Source organism: Streptomyces sp. NPDC036813 (genome assembly GCF_055609245.1).
On the sequence record NZ_JBVJPV010000019.1, the window covers coordinates 42,379 to 62,226 of the forward strand.

Here is a 19,848-nt window from a genome sequence, read left to right on the forward strand (position 1 = left end):
TGGCTGTATCGACACTCCCTGGAGTCCCGGTGGGGCCGCTCACGTAGCGGATCCCCGCCGTTCCAGCTCCGCCGCCTCGCCGCCGAAGACGACGCTGCCGCGCCGCAGTTCGTACACCACCACCGTCCGGCGGCCGCCCAGCGCCGGCGGCAGCCGCTGTTCGGCGAGGACGACGCACGCGTCGAGCGAGGCGAGCAACTCGTAGGTGCGGGCGGCCACCGCGGGCGCCATGCCCTGCGTGGGCTCGTCCACGAGCACCGCACGCGCGCGTGCCGACAGCGCCCGGGCCAGCGCGAGCATGCGCTGCTCACCGCCGGAGAGCGTGCCGGCGCGGCGCGCGAGCAGCGGCTCAAGCTGCGGATAGGCGGTGAGGGCTGCGTCGTGGGCGCCGGCGGTGAGGGCGAGGTTCTCGCGGACGGTGAGCGAGCCGAACACCGCCTGCCGCTCCGGAACCAGGCACAGGCCCCGCCGGGCCCGCTCGTACGCGGGCAGCCGCGTGATGTCCGCGCCGTCCCACAGCACCGCCCCGGCGGCCAGCGCAACCGTCCCCGCCAGGGCGCGCAGGGCTGTGCTGCGACCGGAGCCGTTGCGGCCCAGCAGGACCGTCAGACCCGGGGCGGGTGCGGTCAGCGTGACACCGTGCAGGGCCTCCAGGGGGCCGTACCGCACGCGCGCGTGACGCAGGACGAGGGTCATGCGCCCGCCTCCTGTCCGGCCCTGGCGTCGAAGGCGTCCAGGACGCGGCCGGGCGGCCCGGAGGCGACGACCCGGCCGGCGGTCATCACGTGCACCACGTCGGCGAGGTCGGCGACCAGGTCGAGGTCGTGCTCGACGACGAGCAGCGTGGTGCCGTCCGAGGCCAGCGCGCGCAGGACCCGGGCCATCGCGGTCACCTCGGCGGTGTCCAGTCCGGCGGCCGGCTCGTCCAGCAGCAGTACCCGCGGGCCGCCCGCGAGTGCCCGGGCCAGCTCCACGCGGCGCAGCATGCCGGTGGGCAGCCCGGCGGCGGGCAGCGCCCGGACGGGGCCGTCCAGCCCGAACAGCCGCAGTGCCCGCTCCACCGCCGCCGGGTCGGTGACCCTGCCCTGTTCGGCGCCGATACGGACGTTCTCGGCGACGGTGAGGGACGGGAAGACGGCCAGCTGCTGGAAGGTCCGCGCGATCCCCAGGCGGGTGCGGGCGTATGCCGGGAGCCGGGTGACCTCCCGTCGCCCGAACAGCACCTGCCCGCGCTCCGGCCGCACCGTCCCGGCCAGGCAGTGGAACAGCGTGCTCTTCCCGGCCCCGTTGGGCCCGACGACCGCGGTGACCCGGCCGTGGGCGACCTCCAGATCGACTCCGTCCAGCGCCGTGAACCCGCCGTAACGGACGCGCAGACCCCGGGCGGCGAGCACGGGGACGGGCCCGGCGGCGGTAGCTGGACGAGCCCTCGGTTCGCCGGTCACCGGGGCGGCGAGGCCCGACGCCGTCGTGACGTGGGGGAGAGTCCGGTCCGGCGCCGGTGTGGCTTGCGGGTGGTGCCGTTCCGACACCGGTGTGGCTTGCGGGTGGGTCCGGCTCGGTGCGTCTTCGGGGTGGGCCAGGCCCGGCGTCGACCCGTCCGCCGGGCGCCTCCCGACGTGCCCGCCCCGGCCCCGCCCCGGCAACGCGGCCTCCCCGCCGCCTCCGGCCGCCGACACCGCCGTAACGCCCGTCAGCCTCGCCCGCCCGGGGGGCCGTTGGGATGCCTGGTGCAGCCGTGTGCGTACCCGGGCACCGAGTGCCGTCAGACGGGCCCCGCCGCCGGGCCGCAGGCGTTCCGCCGCCGAGCGCAGCGCCTCGTACGGGCCGCCGGGGAAGCGGCCGACGAACGCCGCCAGGACGCCGACCAGGGCCGCCGCCACCCCGCCGCGCGCGCCCGCGTCCAGGCCGACCAGGAGGGCCGCCGCGACGAGTGCGCCCAGGGTGCTGTCGGCGCCCAGCACGAGCACGGCGGCGAACCACAGCAGGCCGCGCACCGGGTCGTACGTGCCCGGGTCGAAGGCGCGCAGCCCCATGCCGAGCAGGCCGCCGCCCAGGGCGGCCAGCGCCGCGCCGCACACGAAGGCGAGCAGCTTCAGCGAGGGCACCTGGACGCCCGCCGCGACCGCGCCCTCCTCGTGGTCCCGCATGGCCGCGAGGGCCCGCCCGGTACGGCCCCGGCGCAGCAGCCGCGTCGCCAGCAGCGCGGCCGCGAGCAGGGCCAGTTCCAGCAGGTAGTAGGCGCGGTCGCCGGCGAATCCGGCCGGGCGGTCCAGGGACAGCCCGGCCGTGGCGTACGGCTGGGCGAAGACGAACCGGCTCACGCCGACGCCGACGGCGAAGGTCGCGAGGGCCAGCGCGAGGCCCTGACGGCCGATCGCCGGCCAGCCGGTGAGCAGCCCGAGCGGTGCCACCAGCGCGACCGCGACCGCGAGCGCCGTCAGTTCCGGCAGCCGCGGCAGGACGGGGAAGCGGCCCGCCGCCAGCAGCGCCGTGAACAGCGCCCCCAGGCCCGCGTACGCCGCCTGCCCGAGGGAGATCTGGCCGCCCCGGCCGGTGACCACCACCAGGGACAGCAGCACGATGGCCAGCGCGGGCACCTGCACCGCCGACCGCAGGTCCGAACCGGCCAGGCCCAGCGGCAGCAGGAACAGCACGACGGCGACGATCCAGGCGCCGTGCGGTGCGGCCGGGGCGCGTGCGGTCACCGGGTGGGGGAGCGCGCCGCGGCGGCCGATGCCGGGCAGGACCAGCGCCGCCACCAGCAGCGCCACCACGAACAGGTTCGCGCCGACCGCCTGGAGCAGCGGCTGCGCCCAGCCGGAGGGGTGCAGCCGCGTCAGCTGACTCTGCGCCACCCCGATCCCGAGCGCGACCACCACCGCCACGGGCAGGCTGCGCATCCGCGCGGCCACCGCGACCGCGACCACCTCCATCACCAGCAGCGGCAGCCCGTACGGGTCGAGACGCACGTACGGCGCCAGCAGTGCCCCCGTCAGCCCGGCCGTGAACGCCCCGAACGCCCAGCCCGCGGCGGCCACCCGGTCGGCGTCGATACCGCCCAGCACGGCCAGCTGCCGGTCGTCCACCACGGCCCGCAGCTCCCGCCCGAACCGGGTCCAGCGGATGACGGCGGACACCCCGGCCGCCAGCAGCAGTGCCACCGTCAGCTGCCCCCAAGGGTCGGCCGACACCAGTTGCGGCGCGTCGTCCCGCGCACCCTGCCCCCACAGCAGCACGGCGCCGCCGACCAGCAGCACGAACACCCCGATGGAGGCCACCAGGGTGCGCGCCGGGTCGCCGCCGAGCACCGCGAGGGGCCGGAAGACGAACCGTTCCAGCAGCACGCCGATCGCCGGCGCCAGCACCACCAGCGTCACCACCGCGCCCAGCCACAGCGGCCAGCCCCACACCACCACGCACTGCCGCAGCGCGTACGCGCAGACCATCGCGATCGCCCCGTGCGCGAAGTTGAGCACACCGGTCGCCCGGTAGGTGACGATCAGCCCGATCCCGGTGAGCGCGGCGGCGCTGCCGACCGACAGCCCGGCGAGCGTGAGGTCGTAGGTGAGGGAGGACATCAGCCCTCCGCGGTGTCCGGCTCGCAGATCGGGCAGGGGGCCAGTGTCCCTTCCGCGAGCAGCCGGCCATCGACCGGCAGCGCCTGCTCCCTGCCCGCGACGAGCGGGCAGTCGGCGCGGTGCCGCAGCGTGCCGCCCGGGATCATCAGCATCCGCCCGCTGACCGCGACCGGTGCGGCGGCGGGCCCGGGCGTGTCCTCCCCGTCGGCCCCGGCCGCCACCAGCAGCCCGTACAGCTCCTCCATGCGCGCGGCCGCGCGGGCGTCCCGGCCGTGGCTGAGCAGCACCGCCCCGGCGACGATCAGTGCTCCGCCCGGCACCGTGCAGGAGGCCAGATAGGGGAGCTGCCGCTCGGCGAACCGCTCGCCCGAGACGCCGTACCAGCCGATGACGCACAGCACCGCGCCCGCGGCCAGCGCCGCCCAGCCGGCCCACAGGACGGGGTGCACGGTCCGCAGCTTCGCTGTCCGCATCGCTGGCTCCCACACGTCACGCAGCCACCCGCCCTGTCCGGTATGCCCTTGAAGGCCGATGGCTTGCACTATGTCTGTTGTGCGCCGACCCTGAAAGCACCGGGCGTAGATCGCCCGGACCGACACCCGGTGGTGAGCCAGATGGTTCTGGGAAGCGACCTCAGGCGGGGGACGGCACGTACGGGGCGCGGCCCAGGGGCGGCGGGACGGGGAACGGCGCTGGCGGCCGCCCTCGCTCTCATTCTCGCCCCGGCCCTCGCGGCGTGCAGTGACAACAACGGCGGGGGCGGCAAGGCCACGCCGTCCGCCACGCCCTCCGCGCAGCAGACGACCAGCGCCGCACCCATGGCACCCGCGGACCCCGCCGCGGCACAGAAGGAGATCAAACAGAACTGGGAGAAGTTCTTCGACCCGTCGACGTCGCTCAAGGACAAGCAGGCCGTCCTGGAGAACGGCGTCCGCATGGCCCCCGTCCTGTACGCCTTCAGCAACGACCCGCGCAACCGGCAGGCGCACGCGAAGGTGACCAAGGTGACGTTCACGTCGCCGACCCGGGCGGCCGTGACGTACGACCTCGTCGTCCAGGGCGCCACTGCCCTGCCGAACGCGGCCGGCGTCGCGGTTCAGCAGAACGGCACGTGGAAGGTCTCCGTCAGCACGCTGTGCGCGCTGGTCAAGCTGAGCGGCAATGCGTCCGCGTCGGCGATCCCGGTCTGCTGACCCCGCGGGCCATGTCGGCCGTACGGTCGCCGTCGCCGTCGCCGCGCTGCTGCTCGCCCTGAGCGCGGCATGCGGCAGCCGCCTGCCGGAGCGCGACTTCGAGCAGGGCACGCGCGCGTCCCCGTCTGCGCCGAGCCAGGGCGCGCCGATCCGGGTCGGCATCATCACGAGTGCCACCAGCCCGGTCGGCGGAAGCACCTTCACCGGGCCGCGCGACGGCGCGAAGGCCTTCTTCGACCGGCTCGACGCGCGCGGTGGCATCGCCGGCCGCCGCGTCGAGGTGCACCTGTGCGACGACGGCGGCAGCGGCATCGGCAACAACGCGTGCGTGCACCAGCTGATCGACGAGGACAAGGTCGTCGCCCTGGTCGCCACCACCGCCCTCGACTACGCGGGCGCCCCGCGCGTGTCCCACGCGGGCGTGGCCGACATCGGCGGACAGCCCATCGGCGCCGCCTACGACACCTGGCCGCACCTGTACGGCATCTACGGCAGCCTCGCGCCGCGCGACGGCACGCCGGGCTGGGGCGGGAAGCTGTACGGCGGCACGGAGGTCTACCGGTACTTCCGGCGCGAACAGGGCGCCCGCACGGCCGCCGTCGTGTCGTACAACCAGTCGGCGTCCGCCGCCTACGCCCGGCTCGTCCAGCGCGGACTGAAGGCCGAGGGGTACAAAGTGGTCACCGAGGAGGTCGACTTCGCGCTGCCCAACTTCCGGGCCGTCGCCGCCGACCTGAAACAGCAGGACGTCGACCTGGTCTTCGACGCGATCGACACCCACGGCAACGCCCAGCTGTGCCGGGCGATGGACGAGGTCGGCGCGCACGTCACGGCCAAGGTGACCAACGTGCAGAACTGGACCTCCACCGTCCCGCAGGACTACAGGGACGCCCCGCACTGCCGCAACGCCCTGTGGGCGACCGGCGCGAGCCGCAACTACCAGGACACCCACGACAGCGCGGTACGGGAGTTCCGGGACGCCACCGCGGGGCTCTCGGCGCACTCCCAGTGGCAGCTGGAGGGCTGGGCGGCGGCCCTGTGGTTCACCGACGCGGCCCGCTCCTGCGCGGGGCACGGCGTCACGCGCGCGTGCGTGGACGCCTGGATGAACCGCCACGGCAACGGGTACACCGCCCACGGTCTGCTGCTCCCCGTCGAGTTCGCGCGGCTGCCGCAGCCGCCGAAGGACCGCCGCACCTGTCTGTCGGTGGCCCGCTGGCGGGACGGCAAGGGCTGGGTGACGCAGGGCGACATGAACCGCACCTGCTTCGTGGTGCCGCAACTGCCCTACACACCCTGACCCCCCGGGCGGCCGCGTCTTCACGGACACAACCTGTCCGCAAGCCCTGGCAGACTCGGCGCCATGCTGGAGACCTCCGCACGACTGCTGCGCCTGCTGTCCCTGCTCCAGGCCCACCGCGAGTGGTCCGGGCCGGACCTCGCCGAACGGCTCGGGGTGAGCCCGCGAACGGTGCGCCGGGACGTGGACCGGCTGCGCGAGCTGGGCTATCCCGTCAACGCCAGCCCGGGTACCGGTGGCGGCTACCAGTTGGGCGCCGGCGCCGAACTGCCGCCGCTGCTGCTGGACGACGAGGAGGCGGTCGCCGTCGCGGTGGGTCTGCGCACCGCCGCCGGACAGGGCATCGAGGGCATCGGCGAGACCTCCGTGCGGGCCCTGGCCAAGCTGGAGCAGGTGCTGCCGGACCGGCTGCGCCGCCGGGTGAGCGCGCTGAACGCCTTCACCGTGCCGATGCTGCGTCCCGGACCGCCGACGGCCCCCGTCGACCCGGCCCTGCTCACCGAGCTGGCCCACCTGTGCCGGGACGCCGAGCGGCTGCGCTTCGAATACCGCACACACGACGGCGCCCCGAGCCGCCGTACCGTCGAACCGCACCGGCTGGTGTGCACCGAGCGCCGCTGGTACCTGGTCGCCTGGGACGTCGAGCGGGACGACTGGCGCACCTTCCGCGTCGACCGCATCACCCCCAAGCCGCCGCACGGACCGCGTTTCACCCCGCGCACCCCGCCCGCCGACGATCTCGCCGCGTACGTCTCCAAGGGCGTCTCCACACGCGCGTACGCCACCCATGCCACCGTCCGGCTGCTGGTGCCCCTCGCCGAGGCCGCCGAGCGCGTCTCGCCGTCCGCCGGGACGCTGGAGCCGGACGGCCCCGGCGCCTGCCTGCTGCGCGCCGGGGCCGGGAGCCTGGACGTGATGGTGATCCACGTGATGATGCTCGGCTTCCCCTTCGAGGTGGTCGAGCCGGCCGAGCTGGTCGACGCGATCAGGACTGCTCGGGCCCGGCTTGATGCGGCGCTGGCTCGGGCTGCGGGGTCAGCGCCGCGAACTCCGGATGGTGCAGGTCGAACGCCGGGGACTCCGAGCGGATCCGGGGCAGCGCGGTGAAGTTGTGCCGCGGGGGCGGGCAGGAGGTCGCCCACTCCAGTGAGCGGCCGTAGCCCCAGGGGTCGTCGACGTCGACCTTCTCGCCGTACTTGGCGGTCTTCCACACGTTGTACAGGAACGGCAGCGTGGACAGGCCGAGCACGAACGCGCCGATCGTGGAGATCGTGTTCAGCGCGGTGAAACCGTCGGCGGCCAGATAGTCGGGATAGCGGCGCGGCATGCCTTCCGCGCCCAGCCAGTGCTGCACCAGGAACGTGGTGTGGAAGCCGGTGAAGAGCGTCCAGAACTGGATCTTGCCGAGCCGCTCGTCGAGCATCTTCCCGGTGAACTTCGGCCACCAGAAGTACAGCCCGCCGAAGATCGCGAAGACGACCGTGCCGAAGACGACGTAATGGAAGTGCGCGACGACGAAGTAGGAGTCGGTGACATGGAAGTCCATCGGCGGCGAGGCAAGGATCACCCCGGTCAGTCCGCCGAACAGGAACGTCACCAGAAAACCGGTCGCCCAGAGCATGGGTGTCTCGAAGGACAGCGAGCCCTTGATCATGGTGCCGGTCCAGTTGAAGAACTTCACCCCCGTCGGCACCGCGATCAGGAACGACATGAAGGAGAAGAACGGCAGCAGCACCGCGCCCGTGGCGAACATGTGGTGCGCCCACACCACCACCGAAAGCCCGGTGATCGAGATCGTCGCGCCGACCAGCGTGAGATAACCGAAGATCGGTTTACGGCTGAAGACCGGGATGATCTCGGTGATGATGCCGAAGAACGGCAGCGCGATGATGTAGACCTCGGGATGGCCGAAGAACCAGAACAGGTGCTGCCACAGCAGCGCGCCGCCGTTGGCCGCGTCGAAGACCTGGCTGCCGAAGCGCCGGTCCGCCTCCAGCACCAGCAGCGCGGCCGCCAGCACCGGAAACGCCATCAGGATCAGGATCGACGTCAGCAGCGTGTTCCAGGTGAAGATCGGCATCCGGAACATCGTCATGCCCGGGGCACGCATCCCGACGATCGTCGTGATGAAGTTGACCGCGCCGAGGATCGTGCCGAAGCCGGACAGCGCGAGCCCCATGATCCACAGATCGGGCCCGGCACCGGGGGAGTGCACCGCGTCGTTGAGCGGCGCGTAGGCGAACCAGCCGAACGCCGCCGGACCGTCCGGCACCACCAGCGAGCTGAGCACGATCAGCCCGCCGAACAGGAACAGCCAGTACGAGAACATGTTCAGCCGCGGGAAGGCCACGTCGGGCGAGCCGATCTGCAGCGGCATCAGCTCGTTGGCGAACCCCGCGAAGCTGGGGGTGGCGAAGAGCAGCAGCATGATCGTGCCGTGCAGCGTGAAGAGCTGGTTGAACTGGTGGTTGTCGACGATCTGCAGCCCGGGCCGGGCGAGCTCCGCGCGCATCAGCAGCGCCATGATCCCGCCGATGAGGAAGAAGACGAACGACGTGATCAGATAGAGGTGGCCGATCTTCTTGTGGTCGGTGGTGGTCAGCCAGTCCACGACCACCCGGCCGCGCCGCTTGCTCCGCCTGGCCCGTGCCGCCGCCCGTACCGTCTCGGTGCCCATCGTCCGCTCGCCCCTTCGCTTGCCGCGTCCCGGGTCCGCTGCGAGCCCGCGGCGCAAGCTGCGCGCGGGCCGAGGCCATGATGCGCGCGCCGTGGTGCGCTCCGACAGAGGGCGTACGGAGATTGTGTGGGGGAGCGGTGGATTTCCCATGGGGTGCCGATGCGTACGGCATTCGGGAAATCGGCCCGGAAATGACGGCCCCCGGGGCTCGGCCGGGGCATTTTCCGGCAGGTGGCCGGAAGTGCCGGCCCGGGGCGCGGGAATGGCGTTCGAATACGCCCGGAAGGCGTAATGCGGGCACCGGGGCCACACCTCCGGTATGACCGGACGCGGTCAAACATAACGGTGTGATCTTGTGACAGAAGCGTGACACCGCCTAGCGTGGCGGTATGGCACCCATTCCCTCCCCGCCGGGGGAGCCGCAGGACAGTCCCGAGGGTTACGTCGGCCTCGACGCCGAGCGGGCCGAGCGTCTCGCGCGTGAGCGCGGGTGGTCGACGGTGCGCCCCCTGCCGCCCGGGGCGGTCATCACCATGGAGTACCGCGTGGGCCGGCTGAACTTCGAGGTCAAGGACGGCCGCGTGGCCCGCGCCTGGAAGGGGTGAGGCGCCCGTGTGACGACGAAGGCCCCGGTTCCTGCCCGGAACCGGGGCCATCGTGTGCGTCGCGAGGTGCGCGCGCGGCGGGGTGTGTGCGTACCGGCTCGCCGCGTGGCGCTCAGCTGCCCGTGGGGCGGGCCGCCGGGGTCGTACCGCGCGCGACGCGGTCCGCGTGCGGTGGGCGGCGGCTGCCGGCCGGGGTGACCGGGGTGCGCTCGGCGCGGGTGGTGTGCGGGCCGGGGGCCAGGTAGACCGGCGCTCGCGGGGCGCGCGCCGTGGAGGCCGCGGCGCGCCCCGCGGGGGCCTCGTCCTGCGCCGAGGGGCGCGACGGGACCAGGACCGGTGGCGTGACAGGGGCTGCCGGGACCGGTGCCGTACCGGCGCGGCGGGCGCGCCAGCGGTCGCGCAGGTCGAAGAGCCCGGTCTCGGCGCGGGCGATCAGCGGCTCGCACCACGGCAGCGCGAGCAGGATCAGCAGGCCCGCGGCCCAGCCGAGGAGCACGTCGCTCAGCCAGTGCGTACCGAGGTAGACCGTGGACATGCCCACGCCCAGCGAGGTCATCGCCGACAGGGCGGACAGCCAGCGCCTGGCTCTCGGGGTGGAGGCCAGATAGGCCAGGATTCCCCAGGTCACGACGGCGTTGGCGGTGTGGCCGCTGGGAAATATATCGCCGCCCAGACCCATCTCGTTCGAGCCGATGACGGTCGCGTAGTGGGGACCGAGCCGGCCCATGCCGATCTTCGCCGCGCCCACCGTGATGTTCAGCAACAGCAGAGACGCCCCCAGCGTCAGCAGGGGGCGCACCGTGTGCTGCCGCCAGGAGCGCCAGCCCAGCCAGGCGGCGACCATCACGGCGGTGGGGCCGCGCTGGCCCAGCACCACGTAGTAGTCGACGAACCAGTGGATCTGCGCCCACTGCTGGTAGGGCCGGAAGAACATGACCTGCCAGTCCAGCCGGACCAGCCACGAGGTGGTCACGACCAGCCACACGATCGCCGCGTAGAAGGCCAGGGTCGAGCCGAAGAGCACGACCCTGTGCCGCGTCATCCGCGGTACGTCGATGTTGGCCGGTCGTTCCGGCTCCCGGTCCAGTCTGGTGAACACCCGGTCCAGACGGGTGAGGTTCGGTTCGATACGCACTCAATCGACGTTACAGCGAGTGAGCTGTCAACCCCGGCGAATCCACGGCTTTGTGATGACGATGTGATGTGGGATTCCTCTCAACGGCGGGTTTAATTCCTGTGAATCCGTAATCGGACAACGGTGCGCCCTGCAATTCCTTTGATCATTCCGGAGCGGGTTTTATGCTGTGTCCGAATGCGTTCACCGTGCGCCCGCCCGGATTTCGCCGCCCGCTCGTGTCGCAGCGTGATCGCGGGCAGGGGGAGGGCGGGCGCGCACCCGCGCGAGGAGTGGCGTACGCCACACGGGTTCACCGGAACCGGTGAGACCTCCGCCACGCGAGCGGCGAGCGAATGCGCGTACGCTGACGTGTCACTCGCGTTCGCTGCGCGGGCCGGAGACGACCGCTTCTCTCCGGCCGAGTCGCGGGGGAGTCCCCACCCCCGTGAGCCCGCCGGGCGCGAGGTTCATCTGGGAGGTACGTACATGTCCGGGACGACCACGGCCGCCGCGCTGCGCCGTCGGGCGGCCGGGGCCGGTGCCAACCGCTGGGTCGTCCTCGTCGTCCTGTGCGCCAGCCTGCTGCTCGTCGCCGTCGACGCCACCGTGCTGCACGTGGCGGTGCCCGCTGTCACCGAGGACCTGAGGCCCGGCGCCATCGAGCTGCTCTGGATCGTCGACACCTACCCCCTCGTCTGCGCCTCGCTGCTGATCCTGTTCGGCACGCTCGGCGACAAGGTCGGCCGCAGACGCGTCCTGCTGCTCGGCTACGGCCTCTTCGGCATCGCCTCCGCGCTCGCGGCCTTCGCGCCGAACGCGCAGGTGCTGATCCTCGCGCGGGCCCTCCTCGGCGTGGGCGGGGCGATGATCATGCCCGCGACGCTGTCGATCCTGCGCCAGGTCTTCCCCGACCGGCGTGAGCGGGCGCTCGCGATCGGTGTGTGGAGCGCGGTGGCGGCGGTCGGCGCGGCCGTCGGCCCGCTGCTGGGCGGCTTCCTGCTGGAGCACTTCTGGTGGGGCTCGGTCTTCCTCGTCAACATCCCGTTGATGCTGATCAGCATCCCGGTGGGCCGGCTGCTGCTGCCCGAGTCGACCGGTGGGGACGACGGCCCCTGGGACGTCGTCGGCGCGCTGATGGCCGCGGCCGGTCTGTTCGGCGCGGTGTTCGGCGTCAAGCGGCTGGGCGGCGGGGAACCGGCGGGCAGCGCGCTCACCGTGCTGCCGCTGATCACCGGCGCGGTCCTGCTGGTCCTCTTCGTACGACGGCAGCGGCGGCGCCGGCACCCGCTGGTGGACCTCGGGATGTTCGCCCGGCCGGCGTTCAGCACCTCCGTGGGGTGCATCGTGCTGGCGATGCTCGCCCTGGTCGGCCTCGAGCTGATCGCGGCGCAGTATCTGCAACTGGTGCTGGGCCTGTCGCCGCTCGAGACCGGGCTGCGGCTGCTGCCGCTGACCTTCGCGGCGATGGCGGCCGGGCTGCTCGGGGCGCGGATGCTGCGCCGGTTCGGGCCGCGCCGGATGGTGTGCGCCGGCTTCTGCCTGACCGCGGCCGCGGTGGTGGCGCTGACGGCGATGGGCGCCACCGACAACGTCCCCCTGCTGCTGGCCGGCTTCGTCCTGCTCGGCTTCGGACTCGAGACGACGCTCTTCGGGGCGTACGAGTCGATGCTGAGCGAGGCGCCGGCCGAGCAGTCGGGCGGCGCGGCGGCGATCGGTGAGACGTCGTACCAGCTGGGGGCCGGGATCGGGATCGCCCTGCTGGGCAGTGTGATGAACGCGGCGTACGCGCCCGGGCTCGCGGACGTGCCGGGCGTGCCGGCGTCGGCCTCGAATGCGGCGGGCCACTCGCTGGGGGAGGCCTACGACGTCGCCGGCCGGCTCGGCGGGACCGCCGGGGACGCCCTGCGGGCGGCGGCGCGCGCGTCCTTCGTCCACGGACTGCATGTGACGCTGCTGGTGAGCGCGGGCCTGTTGCTGCTGGGCGCGGTGATGGCGCTGCGGCTGCCCCGGGTCATGCAGTGCGGCGAGCCGGAGCCGGTGGAGCTGCCCGCGCCCCGGGAGGCGGAGAGGTCGCGCGTCTCCGCGTGACGCCGCGAGCGGCCATCCGAAGCTTGCCGCTCCGTCCGTGCGGCCGGTGCCGGCATGGGACTGCCGCAAGGGTCCACCTGCCGGACTGCCGGGCGGGGCACACCCGGGGGACTGGACGTACGGGACACCTCGTCGTAACGTCAGCGGCACCAATCGTAACTAGCGGTGCTAGTTTTCGCGTTCGCCGGAGGATGTGCCATGTCCTTTGACCCCATCGATCCCCTGGGAATCGACGACCTTCTTCAGGCCGAGGACCTGGCCATCAGGGACACCGTCCGCAGCTGGGCGGCGGACCGCGTGCTGCCCCACATCGCCGAGTGGTACGAGAAGGGGGAGCTGCCCGGCATCCGCGAGCTGGCGAGAGAGCTCGGCGCGATCGGCGCGCTCGGCATGTCCCTGGAGGGCTACGGCTGCGCCGGTGCCTCCGCCGTGCAGTACGGCCTCGCGTGCCTGGAGCTGGAGGCCGCCGACTCCGGCATCCGGTCCCTGGTGTCGGTGCAGGGCTCGCTCGCCATGTACGCCATCCACCGCTTCGGCAGCGAGGAGCAGAAGCAGACCTGGCTGCCGCGCATGGCCGCCGGCGAGGTCATCGGCTGCTTCGGGCTGACCGAGCCCGACCACGGATCCGACCCCGCCGCCATGCGGACCCACGCCAAGCGCGACGGCTCGGACTGGGTGCTCAACGGCCGCAAGATGTGGATCACCAACGGCTCGGTCGCCGGCGTCGCGGTCGTCTGGGCCCGCACCGACGACGGCATCCGCGGCTTCGTCGTCCCGACCGACATCCCCGGCTTCTCCGCTCCCGAGATCAAGCACAAGTGGTCGCTGCGGGCCAGCGTCACCAGCGAGCTGGTGCTGGACGACGTACGGCTGCCGGCCGACGCGGTGCTTCCGGAGGTCACCGGGCTGCGCGGACCGCTGAGCTGTCTGTCCCACGCCCGGTACGGGATCGTCTGGGGAGCCATGGGCGCGGCCCGGTCCTCGTTCGAGGCCGCACTGGAGTACGCCAAGACGCGCGAGCAGTTCGGCCGGCCCATCGGCGGCTTCCAGCTCACGCAGGCCAAGCTCGCCGACATGGCGGTCGAGCTGCACAAGGGGATTCTGCTCGCCCATCACCTCGGGCGGCGCATGGACGCCGGCCGCCTGCGTCCCGAGCAGGTCAGCTTCGGCAAGCTCAACAACGTGCGGGAAGCGATCGAGATCTGCCGTACCGCGCGCACCATCCTCGGCGCGAACGGGATCTCGCTGGAGTACCCCGTGATGCGGCACGCGACCAACCTGGAGTCGGTGCTCACCTACGAGGGCACCGTCGAGATGCACCAGCTGGTGCTGGGCAAGGCGCTCACCGGACTCGACGCGTTCCGGTGACGGACCCCGAGCAGGGCGGGGCCGGTGAGCGGCCCCGCCTCAGCTCTGGTTGAAGAAACCGTCCGAACGGTGCGCGGCGGGCTCGCCGCAGATGATCTCCGTGTCGGCCGGGGACAGCAGGAACACGCGCGTGGAGATCCGGTCGATCGAACCGCGCAGCCCGAAGATGAGCCCCGCCGCGAAGTCCACCACGCGCTTGGCGTCGCCGGGTTCCATGGCCGTGAGGTTCATGATGACCGGCACCCCCTCGCGGAACAGCTCCCCGATCGCGCGGGCGTCCCGGAAGCTGTCCGGGGTCACCGTGCCGATCCGGCGGCCCTTCTCCTCGGCCGTGTCCGTTGCCACCTTCACCCGGGGGTCGGTGACCCAGGCGTCCCCGGACTCGGTCCCCTCGGTGTAGTCGTCGTCGTAGTAGCGCTCGTCATCGTTGTCGTCGACGAGGCCGAGCCACGCACTCGCCTTGCGCACCGATCCCATGGACGCCTCCTCTCACAGCGGCCTTGTCTTGCCTTCCGCATTCCCCATGGTCGTCCATGATGCGGATGTCGCGCCAAGTGGATAGACGCCGTGCGGGGGGTTTGTGACGGTACTGGTGCACAGTCGATCCGTCGAGAGGCCGTGTTTCCCAAGGGGCGTGACTCAAACGGCTGCTGACTGTGAGTGAAATATGATTCTTCCCGGCGTCCGGGTGACGGACGGGGCGTACGGGTGAACGGGGGCGCGTGGTGTTCGGAATGGTCAGGCCCTGCCGGCATCGGCTCGGCGAGGCGCTGGGCGTCCAGTGGATGGCTCACCTGTGCGGGCTGTGCCTCGCGCTGCGCAAGGATCACGGGCAGTTCGCCCGGATCGTGACGAACTATGACGGGTTGCTCATATCGGTTCTGACGGAGGCTCAGGCCGGGAAGAGAGCAGGTGGGTGGCGTACGGCCGGACCGTGTCCGCTGCGCGGCATGCGCACCGCTTCCGTCGCCCAGGGCGAGGGCGCGCGGCTGGCCGCCGCGGTGTCGCTGGTGCTCGCCGCCGCGAAGGTGCACGACCATGTCGCCGACCGTGACGGCCTGCTGGGCCGGCGGCCGGTGGCGCTCGCCGCCCGCCGGGTCGCCGAAGGGTGGGCGCGGGCCGGGGAACGCGGCGGTGCCGCAGTCGGTTTCGACACCGCCGTCCTCGTCGACGCCGTCGACCGGCAGGCCGGTCTGGAGGCGCTGGCCGGACCCGGCACGCCGATCCTGACCGTCACCGAACCCACCGAGACGGCCACCGCCGCCGCCTTCGCGCACACCGCCGTGCTGGCCGGGCGCCCCGGCAACGCGGCACCGCTCGCCGAGGCCGGCCGGCTCTTCGGGCGGCTCGCCCACCTGCTGGACGCGGTCGAGGACCAGCATGCCGACGCGGCGTCGGGCGCCTGGAACCCGCTGACCGCCACCGGCACCTCGCTCACCGACGCCCGCCGCATCGCGGAGGACGCCGTGCACGGCATCCGGCTGGCGCTCAGGGACGTGGAGTTCACCGACGGCCGGCTCGCGCACCGGCTGCTGGTGCACGAGCTGCGCCGCTCGGTGGACCGGGCCTTCGGCGCCGAGTCGTGCGGTCACATACCCGAGGGTGCCTTCGGACCGCCCCCGCCGGGCGCCCCCTCGTACCTGCCCGGCGACCCCTTCGGCGGGCAGTCGCCGCAGAAGGGCCGGCGCGGCTTCTGGGCCGGGTGCGCGGTCGCGATGGGGCTGTGCTGCACCTGCAAAGTGTGCTGTGCCGACGAGTACGAGGGGCCGTGGTCGCGCAAGAAGCGCGAAGGGTGCTGCCAGAACTGTGACTGCGACTGCCCGTGCAGCGGCTGCGACGGTTGCGACGGTTGCGACTGCTGCTGTCCGTGCGACGGCTGCTGAACCGGCTGCCGAACCGGCGCGGCCCCGGCTGGGGTACGGGCCTGGGTCTAGGAGGACTTCAGCTCCGGCGGCGAGATCTGTGACGCCTTGATCGCCGACCCCGTCGTCCCCCACTTCTTCAGGATCGCCTCGTAGGTGCCGTCGGCGATCAGCTTGTTCACCGCGGCCTGGAAGGCGGGGGCCAGCGCCGTGCCCTTCTTGAAGGCGAAGCCGACGTCGAGACGGTGGTACTCGTTCAGGAACTTCAGCCCCGGCTGGTGGGCGACGGCATAGCGCAGGCCGTTGATGGTGGACATCACCACATCGCTGCGGCCCTGCTGCACCGACGACCAGATCGCGCTCGATTCGCCGTACGTCTGCACCTTGTACGGCTTCTTGCCGGCGTCGGTGCACAGGTGCTTGTTCTTCTCCAGCGTGGCCTCGAACGTGGTGCCGGCGCCCGTGGCGACGTTCAGGCCGCACAGCTGCGTCAGATCAGTGATCTTCTTCAGGTCGCTGTCCGCACGGGTGGCGAAGCCCTGCCCGTCGTTGATGTAGGTGACGAAGTCGATCGTCTTGCGGCGCTCGTCGGTGACGCCGAAGTTGCTGGCGCCGACGTCGTACTTGCCGCTGTCCAGCGCGGGCAGGATCGCCTCGAACCCCGCCTGCTCCACCTTCGGTCGCAGACCGAGCACGCGGGCGACGGCCTTGGTGAAGTCGACGTCCTGACCGGTCAGCGTCTTGCCGTCGTCCAGATAGGTGGTGCCGGGCGGTGTGCCGCCGACGCTGATCGCGACGGTGACTCCCCGCACGCCGGCCGGCAGCAGTTTCGCGGCCGCCTCGTCCTTGCGGACGCCGGAGACGACATCCGTGGTGGGGATCTTGTCGGCGGCCGCCGCCGCGCCGGCCGCGTTCGCCGGGCCGGTGGAGCCGGAACCGCACGCGCTGAGGAGCACAGCAGCCGAGGTGATCAGGGCGAACGGGGCGAAATGCCTCAAGCGGGTACGCGTGGACGTACGCATGGTGTGCGGTCTCCTGTGAGCAGCAGAAGTGGCGTGAAGAACGCCGGGGGAACAACGCGAGGGGAGGGGTGCGCGTGTGAAGGCATGCGGAGAGAAACACGGAAGAACGCCCGCCGGATCAGGGCGGCGGGACGTGCAGGGGGTCAGCTCAACAGGAAGAGGACCACACGCGACCGAAGTCGATGTGGGAGCGCGAGACCAGCCACTGCGGATGCATGGGCCAAGTGGAACAGGTCTCCGGTTTTGCGTCAACCGACTTGAGACGTACGGCTCATACTCTGGACACCCTTGACAGCGAGGGGAAACGGCCCCGTACAGTCGTGCGACGGCCCTGCTGAGGGGCTCGGCCGTACCGCGCCGCTCGGCGCGCCCCGTGTGAAGGCACCACCCGTGTACGACCCACCAGGTCACGGAGCCTTCGCATGTCTTCCGACACCCTCGCCAAACTGCCCGCGGCACCCGGCGTTCCGCAAGCGGCCGACGCCCCGCGCATCGTGCCCCGGCGCCGCTACGGCCAGTGGGCGGCCGCCGTCGTCGTCCTGGTCCTGCTCGCCCTCGCGCTCACCTCGATCCTGCGCAACGACGCCTTCCAATGGGACGTCGTCGCCGAGTACTTCACCACCGCCTCCGTGCTGCGCGGCCTGTGGCTCACCCTGTGGCTGACCGCCGTCGTGATGGTGCTCGGCTTCGCGCTCGGCACTCTGCTCGCCGCCGCCCGGCTGTCCGCCAACCCCGTACTGCGCGCGGTGAGCTGGGGATACGTCTGGCTGTTCCGCTCCATCCCGATCCTGGTGCAGCTGCTGCTGTGGTTCAACATCGGGGCGCTGTACCCCCACATCCTCGGTGTGCGGACGGTCGACCTGCTCAGCCCGGTCGCCGTCGCCGTCATCGGCCTGACCCTGCACGAGGCCGCGTACGCCGCCGAGGTGGTGCGCGGAGGCATCCTCTCCGTCGACCGCGGGCAGATCGAGGCCGCCCAGGCGCTCGGTCTGAGCCGCCGGCGCCGATGGTGGCGGATCGTGCTGCCGCAGGCGATGCGCTCGATCGTGCCTCCGGCCGGCAACATGCTGATCGGCACCCTGAAGGGCACCTCCATCGTCAGCGTCATCGCCGTCAACGACCTGCTGTTCTCAGCACAGTTGATCTACCACCGCACCTATCAGGTGATCCCGCTGCTGATGGTCGCGACCCTCTGGTACACCGTCGTCACCTCGCTGCTCGGCATCGGCCAGCACTACGTCGAGAAGCGCTACGCACGCGGAACGGAGCCGCGGCGATGAGGCCCGCTCTGGTCATCGTCGGCGCGGGTCCGCGGGGGACCGGCGTCATCGAGCGGATCGCCGCCAACGCGCCGGAGCTGTACGCCGGTTCCGGCCTGGACATCCACCTCGTGGACCCGTACCCACCAGGCGCCGGACGCGTCTGGCGTGCCGCCCAGTCACCCCTGCTGTGGATGAACTCGCACGCCGCGGACATCACCATGTTCACCGACGACACCGTCGACATGGCCGGCCCCGTGCGCCCCGGACCCACCCTGCACGAATGGGCCGGCATCGACGGCCGCACCTTCGCCGACCGGCAGCTGCAGGGCGCCTACCTGAGCTGGGTGCACCAGCAGGCCCTGGCCGCGCTGCCCGCCGGGATCACCGTCCACCATCACCGCCGCCGCGCCCTGCGTGTCAGCGGTCCGCGCGAGGGCCGCCAGCAGGTGTGGCTGGAGGGCCGCCCCCGGCCCCTCCTCGCCGACCTGGTGGTGCTCACCGTCGGCCATCTCGACGCCGAACCCGACGACGACCAGCACGCGTTGGCCGCGCATGCCCGGGAGCACGGCCTGGTCCACCTGCCGCCGGACTACACCGCCGACAGCGACCTGTCCGCGCTCGCGCCCGGCGAGAACGTCCTGGTGCGCGGCTTCGGCCTCGCCTTCGTCGACCTGATGGTGCTGCTCACCGAGGGCCGCGGCGGCCGCTACGACGGCGACATCTACCTCCCGTCCGGGCGTGAGCCGGTGCTGTACGTCGGGTCGCGGCGCGGAGTGCCGTACCACGCGAAGATCGGGTACGACCTCACCGGCGAGCGGCCGCCGCTGCCGCGCTTCTTCGGGCCCGCGCAGACCGCCGAGCTGCTTGCCCGGCCCGGAGGGTACGACTTCCGCCGGGACGTGTGGCCCCTGGTGGCGAAGGAACTCGGATTCGCCCACTACCACCGCCTGTTCACCGCCCACCCCGAGCGGACCGCCGTGTCCTGGGCCGTCTTCGAGGAGAAGTACGCCGCGGCCGACGGCGCCGACCTGGACGCCCTGGTCGCCGCGGCCGTGCCCGAGCTACGCGACCGGCTCGACCTCGACGCCCTCGACCGGCCGCTGGACGGCGTGCGGTACGCCTCCCACGAAGCCCTCCAGGAAGGGCTGCGGGCCTACGTGGAGGAGGACCTGCGGCGCCGGCACGACCCGGCGCACAGCCCGGACCTGGCCGTGTTCTACGCCCTGCTCTCGGTGTACGGGCAGCTCGTGCGGCTCGGCGACGTCGGGTCCTGGTGGCACGGCTTCTTCAGCTACCTCGCCTCCGGTCCGCCCGCACCCCGGCTGCGGCAGCTGCTCGCGCTGTCCCGCGCCGGGATCGTCCGCTTCGTCGGCGCCGACATGGCGGTGGCCGCCGAGGACGGGGTGTTCCGCGCCTCCAGCCCCACCGTGCCGGGCGTGCGGATCGAGGCCCGGGCGCTGGTCGAGGCGCGGCTGCCCGCACCGACCGTCCGCCGCAGCCGCGAACCGCTGCTGCGCGACCTGCACGCCGACGGCGCCGCCGAGACCCCGGACGGACTGCTGCGCGTCGACCCCGCCGACGGGCGGATCCTCGACCGAGCCGGACGGCCCCACCCGCGTCGCTTCGCGCTCGGCCCGCACACCGACGCGCGCTCCTCCGGCGCGTTCACCCGGCCCCGCACCGGCGGGCCGGCGTTCCGGCAGAACGACGCCACCGCACGCTCCGCGCTTGTCTTCCTGCGGTCCCTCGCCGCGCGTGCGGCCGCCTGACCCC

At 72.6% G+C, this 19,848-nt stretch carries 15 protein-coding genes and 1 pseudogene; 9 read left to right on the top strand and 7 right to left on the bottom strand.

What is annotated here, in order from left to right:
* Window positions 1-39: 39 nt before the first annotated feature.
* From ACZ67Q_RS32475 to ACZ67Q_RS32485, 3 genes are read right to left on the bottom strand one after another with little or no spacing between them, the layout of a single operon-like run.
* Window positions 40-696, bottom strand: coding sequence for an ATP-binding cassette domain-containing protein (locus tag ACZ67Q_RS32475; RefSeq protein ID WP_471189516.1), 657 nt, complete (start codon window positions 694-696; stop codon window positions 40-42).
* Entirely contained in the window at window positions 693-3,581 is a 2,889-nt protein-coding gene (locus ACZ67Q_RS32480) for an ABC transporter permease subunit (protein WP_471189518.1), read from the bottom strand. Before ACZ67Q_RS32480 ends, ACZ67Q_RS32475 begins: the two co-directional genes overlap by 4 nt.
* Window positions 3,581-4,054, bottom strand: a complete 474-nt coding sequence (locus ACZ67Q_RS32485) for a hypothetical protein (protein ID WP_471189520.1) — start codon at window positions 4,052-4,054, stop codon at window positions 3,581-3,583. Before ACZ67Q_RS32485 ends, ACZ67Q_RS32480 begins: the two co-directional genes overlap by 1 nt.
* Window positions 4,055-4,195: 141 nt before the next feature.
* On the opposite strand from ACZ67Q_RS32485, the gene ACZ67Q_RS32490 reads away from it, so the two are divergent.
* The 3 genes from ACZ67Q_RS32490 (at window position 4,196) to ACZ67Q_RS32500 (ending at window position 7,181) form a co-directional block, all read left to right on the top strand.
* On the top strand, window positions 4,196-4,774 hold the full coding sequence (locus tag ACZ67Q_RS32490; protein WP_471189522.1) for an MTB12 C-terminal domain-containing protein: 579 nt from the start codon (window positions 4,196-4,198) through the stop codon (window positions 4,772-4,774).
* Window positions 4,743-6,074 carry an ABC transporter substrate-binding protein gene (locus ACZ67Q_RS32495; protein WP_471189524.1) on the top strand — a complete coding sequence of 444 codons (1,332 nt, stop codon included), beginning with the start codon at window positions 4,743-4,745 and terminating at the stop codon, window positions 6,072-6,074. The genes ACZ67Q_RS32490 and ACZ67Q_RS32495 overlap by 32 nt, the downstream gene beginning before the upstream one ends.
* Window positions 6,075-6,137: 63 nt before the next feature.
* Entirely contained in the window at window positions 6,138-7,181 is a 1,044-nt protein-coding gene (locus ACZ67Q_RS32500; RefSeq protein WP_471189526.1) for a helix-turn-helix transcriptional regulator, read from the top strand.
* Here the strand turns inward: ACZ67Q_RS32500 and ctaD are convergent.
* Window positions 7,180-8,901 (bottom strand): annotated as a pseudogene (gene ctaD / locus ACZ67Q_RS32505) (aa3-type cytochrome oxidase subunit I); the annotation flags it as partial. The gene ACZ67Q_RS32500 and the pseudogene ctaD sit on opposite strands and share 2 nt — an antisense overlap.
* 239 nt (window positions 8,902-9,140) lie before the next feature.
* On the opposite strand from ctaD, the gene ACZ67Q_RS32510 reads away from it, so the two are divergent.
* Window positions 9,141-9,356, top strand: coding sequence for an I78 family peptidase inhibitor (locus ACZ67Q_RS32510; protein WP_471189528.1), 216 nt, complete (start codon window positions 9,141-9,143; stop codon window positions 9,354-9,356).
* A 112-nt stretch (window positions 9,357-9,468) separates the two neighbouring features.
* Here ACZ67Q_RS32510 and ACZ67Q_RS32515 read toward each other — a convergent pair whose 3' ends face one another.
* Complete coding sequence (locus ACZ67Q_RS32515) at window positions 9,469-10,491, bottom strand: phosphatase PAP2 family protein (RefSeq protein ID WP_471189530.1); 1,023 nt, start codon at window positions 10,489-10,491, stop codon at window positions 9,469-9,471.
* Between the two features lie 468 nt (window positions 10,492-10,959).
* Between ACZ67Q_RS32515 and ACZ67Q_RS32520 the strand changes: the two genes are divergently transcribed.
* The gene (locus ACZ67Q_RS32520) at window positions 10,960-12,561 is read left to right on the top strand and encodes an MFS transporter (protein WP_471189532.1); all 1,602 of its coding nucleotides are present in this window, start codon (window positions 10,960-10,962) and stop codon (window positions 12,559-12,561) included.
* Between the two features lie 198 nt (window positions 12,562-12,759).
* Window positions 12,760-13,929 carry an acyl-CoA dehydrogenase family protein gene (locus ACZ67Q_RS32525; RefSeq protein ID WP_471189534.1) on the top strand — a complete coding sequence of 390 codons (1,170 nt, stop codon included), beginning with the start codon at window positions 12,760-12,762 and terminating at the stop codon, window positions 13,927-13,929.
* A gap of 39 nt (window positions 13,930-13,968) precedes the next feature.
* On the opposite strand, the gene ACZ67Q_RS32530 is transcribed toward ACZ67Q_RS32525, so the two are convergent.
* Window positions 13,969-14,406 carry a cell division protein SepF gene (locus ACZ67Q_RS32530; protein WP_361625813.1) on the bottom strand — a complete coding sequence of 146 codons (438 nt, stop codon included), beginning with the start codon at window positions 14,404-14,406 and terminating at the stop codon, window positions 13,969-13,971.
* A gap of 248 nt (window positions 14,407-14,654) precedes the next feature.
* On the opposite strand from ACZ67Q_RS32530, the gene ACZ67Q_RS32535 reads away from it, so the two are divergent.
* Window positions 14,655-15,812 (top strand): DUF5685 family protein, encoded by a 1,158-nt coding sequence (locus ACZ67Q_RS32535; RefSeq protein WP_471189739.1) that lies wholly within the window; start codon window positions 14,655-14,657, stop codon window positions 15,810-15,812.
* A gap of 47 nt (window positions 15,813-15,859) precedes the next feature.
* Here the strand turns inward: ACZ67Q_RS32535 and ACZ67Q_RS32540 are convergent, their stop codons facing one another.
* Complete coding sequence (locus ACZ67Q_RS32540) at window positions 15,860-16,813, bottom strand: ABC transporter substrate-binding protein (protein ID WP_471189537.1); 954 nt, start codon at window positions 16,811-16,813, stop codon at window positions 15,860-15,862.
* A 422-nt stretch (window positions 16,814-17,235) separates the two neighbouring features.
* Between ACZ67Q_RS32540 and ACZ67Q_RS32545 the strand changes: the two genes are divergently transcribed.
* The gene (locus ACZ67Q_RS32545) at window positions 17,236-18,093 is read left to right on the top strand and encodes an amino acid ABC transporter permease (protein WP_471189538.1); all 858 of its coding nucleotides are present in this window, start codon (window positions 17,236-17,238) and stop codon (window positions 18,091-18,093) included.
* Window positions 18,090-19,844 carry an FAD/NAD(P)-binding protein gene (locus ACZ67Q_RS32550; RefSeq protein WP_471189540.1) on the top strand — a complete coding sequence of 585 codons (1,755 nt, stop codon included), beginning with the start codon at window positions 18,090-18,092 and terminating at the stop codon, window positions 19,842-19,844. Before ACZ67Q_RS32545 ends, ACZ67Q_RS32550 begins: the two co-directional genes overlap by 4 nt.
* The last annotated feature ends 4 nt before the right edge of the window (window positions 19,845-19,848 follow it).

Bases quoted from the DNA above. Each gene is read 5' to 3' on its own strand.
- ACZ67Q_RS32500 (WP_471189526.1), top strand. From the start codon at position 6,138: ATGCTGGAGACCTCCGCACGACTGCTGCGCCTGCTGTCCCTGCTCCAG.
- ACZ67Q_RS32490 (WP_471189522.1), top strand. From the start codon at position 4,196: ATGGTTCTGGGAAGCGACCTCAGGCGGGGGACGGCACGTACGGGGCGC.
- ACZ67Q_RS32495 (WP_471189524.1), top strand. From the start codon at position 4,743: ATGCGTCCGCGTCGGCGATCCCGGTCTGCTGACCCCGCGGGCCATGTC.
- ACZ67Q_RS32520 (WP_471189532.1), top strand. From the start codon at position 10,960: ATGTCCGGGACGACCACGGCCGCCGCGCTGCGCCGTCGGGCGGCCGGG.
- ACZ67Q_RS32475 (WP_471189516.1), bottom strand. From the start codon at position 696: ATGACCCTCGTCCTGCGTCACGCGCGCGTGCGGTACGGCCCCCTGGAG.
- ACZ67Q_RS32530 (WP_361625813.1), bottom strand. From the start codon at position 14,406: ATGGGATCGGTGCGCAAGGCGAGTGCGTGGCTCGGCCTCGTCGACGAC.
- ACZ67Q_RS32485 (WP_471189520.1), bottom strand. From the start codon at position 4,054: ATGCGGACAGCGAAGCTGCGGACCGTGCACCCCGTCCTGTGGGCCGGC.
- ACZ67Q_RS32510 (WP_471189528.1), top strand. From the start codon at position 9,141: ATGGCACCCATTCCCTCCCCGCCGGGGGAGCCGCAGGACAGTCCCGAG.
- ACZ67Q_RS32480 (WP_471189518.1), bottom strand. From the start codon at position 3,581: ATGTCCTCCCTCACCTACGACCTCACGCTCGCCGGGCTGTCGGTCGGC.
- ACZ67Q_RS32545 (WP_471189538.1), top strand. From the start codon at position 17,236: ATGTCTTCCGACACCCTCGCCAAACTGCCCGCGGCACCCGGCGTTCCG.
- ACZ67Q_RS32540 (WP_471189537.1), bottom strand. From the start codon at position 16,813: ATGCGTACGTCCACGCGTACCCGCTTGAGGCATTTCGCCCCGTTCGCC.
- ACZ67Q_RS32550 (WP_471189540.1), top strand. From the start codon at position 18,090: ATGAGGCCCGCTCTGGTCATCGTCGGCGCGGGTCCGCGGGGGACCGGC.
- ACZ67Q_RS32525 (WP_471189534.1), top strand. From the start codon at position 12,760: ATGTCCTTTGACCCCATCGATCCCCTGGGAATCGACGACCTTCTTCAG.